The organism is Bizionia saleffrena (genome assembly GCF_008086175.1).
Taxonomy (GTDB): Bacteria; Bacteroidota; Bacteroidia; order Flavobacteriales; family Flavobacteriaceae; genus Bizionia; species Bizionia saleffrena.
The window spans coordinates 1-1,466 of the sequence record NZ_VSKM01000043.1; the positions used below are offsets into that span (position 1 = coordinate 1).

The following is a 1,466-nucleotide window of genomic DNA, read 5'->3' on the forward strand; positions in this document are numbered from 1 at the left end:
TCGCTTTCTTCAGATGTAACTTTGCAGTTACCACCCTTGCGACTTACTAATGCTTCTAGGCGTTACCCCAGCGCATAAGGGACTTGCACCCTATAGATTAATTACTTACTTTGCTGTAAGTTAAAGATGCCCATACTGGGCACACACAACGTATATAGCTCATAGCTAGGTAGTTGTTTAATCGAAGTTAAGGTATATTTGCGAGTCCGCCAAATTTTTAAATTTGGCTTATTGAGAAAAAAAGATAATAAGAAAAATTTAAAAATTCGGCTCGTGCTTAATCCGAAAGTAATTGTTTAATTTGCACGCTACGAGCCATATACAGGGACGTTAGCGGTTATTTAAGACAGACGACATCGTTTAAATTAAAGTTTGTAAAATTCACATAAAGGTTTACTTTTTCTTTTTTTACACTATTTATATAAAAACAATTTATAAAGTATGACAACAATAAAAGAAAATGAATCTATAGCCAATGACATCAACCAATGTTTGACAGGACGCTCGTTGACTTATTTACCGTCCTTCGATTTTAATGATTTTCGGACAACTGATAACATCATTACAAACCATTTAGCGACAAGCAAACTTTCAGATTTAATTCTAAAAAACTACTTTCCTCAAAATCCAATTACAGAATACCATCACTTCACCGACATAGACGCTTTTAAGAATATTATTAAAACGAAAAAGCTTTGGTTATTTAGTGTAAAAAAAAGGTTTACTGAAAATGAATTTAAACCATTTTATACTGAACATAAAATGGACGGTTACGAGTTAAGAAAAAATAGCGCAGGAGTTACTCTTGAAACTGAATTAGTCGAAAATGCTTTTTACACATCATTCACGAATGACAAACTATCAAAGGACGCTGAAGCATATATGTGGGAGTATTTTGCAAAAGAAACTGGAGTTAGACTTGTTTTTGAAGTTTCAAATCTCAATACTGACTTTCGACAAATATATTATCCCGAGAAACCAACACAATTAGATTTGCCTCTATTATCAGACCTAATGGAGTTGGCTAAAAAAAGAAATAAGGATTTAATAATAAATCGTATTGCGACAATTGGTTTTTTCTATTTACCTCATAATTACAACATCGAACAGGAATACCGACTTCTTGTGAAAAGGGACACAGGTAAATACTTCAAATTAAATTTTGGCTCAAAAGGTGGTTTTGATTATTTGGAGTTTCCATTCAATAGTAAAAATCCACTTGCGGAATTTAAGTTGAAAAAGATAATATTTGACACCAAAACAGATATTACTGAAGCCGAAAAGATAATTAAATCAAGCCCAGAATTTAAAAGCATACTAACGGAAAAAAACAACCGCTAACAAAGTACTGTGGTAAAAAACAAGTAAAAACCCATTAACTTTTCACTAAAGTACTTCTATAAGAATCATCATATATTAATCCAGATTTTGCTATTGCAAAAGCTTGTTTTAGTAGCTTATTACAG

General features: G+C 32.0%; 1 protein-coding gene. It reads left to right on the forward strand.

Annotation, left to right across the window (positions count from 1 at the left end; all coding sequences use genetic code 11):
- Positions 1 to 441 precede the first annotated feature (441 nt).
- On the forward strand, positions 442 to 1,341 hold the full coding sequence (locus ES676_RS14535; protein WP_148371046.1) for a hypothetical protein: 900 nt from the start codon (positions 442 to 444) through the stop codon (positions 1,339 to 1,341).
- Positions 1,342 to 1,466 lie beyond the last annotated feature (125 nt).

Bases quoted from the DNA above. Each gene is read 5' to 3' on its own strand.
- ES676_RS14535 (WP_148371046.1), top strand. From the start codon at position 442: ATGACAACAATAAAAGAAAATGAATCTATAGCCAATGACATCAACCAA.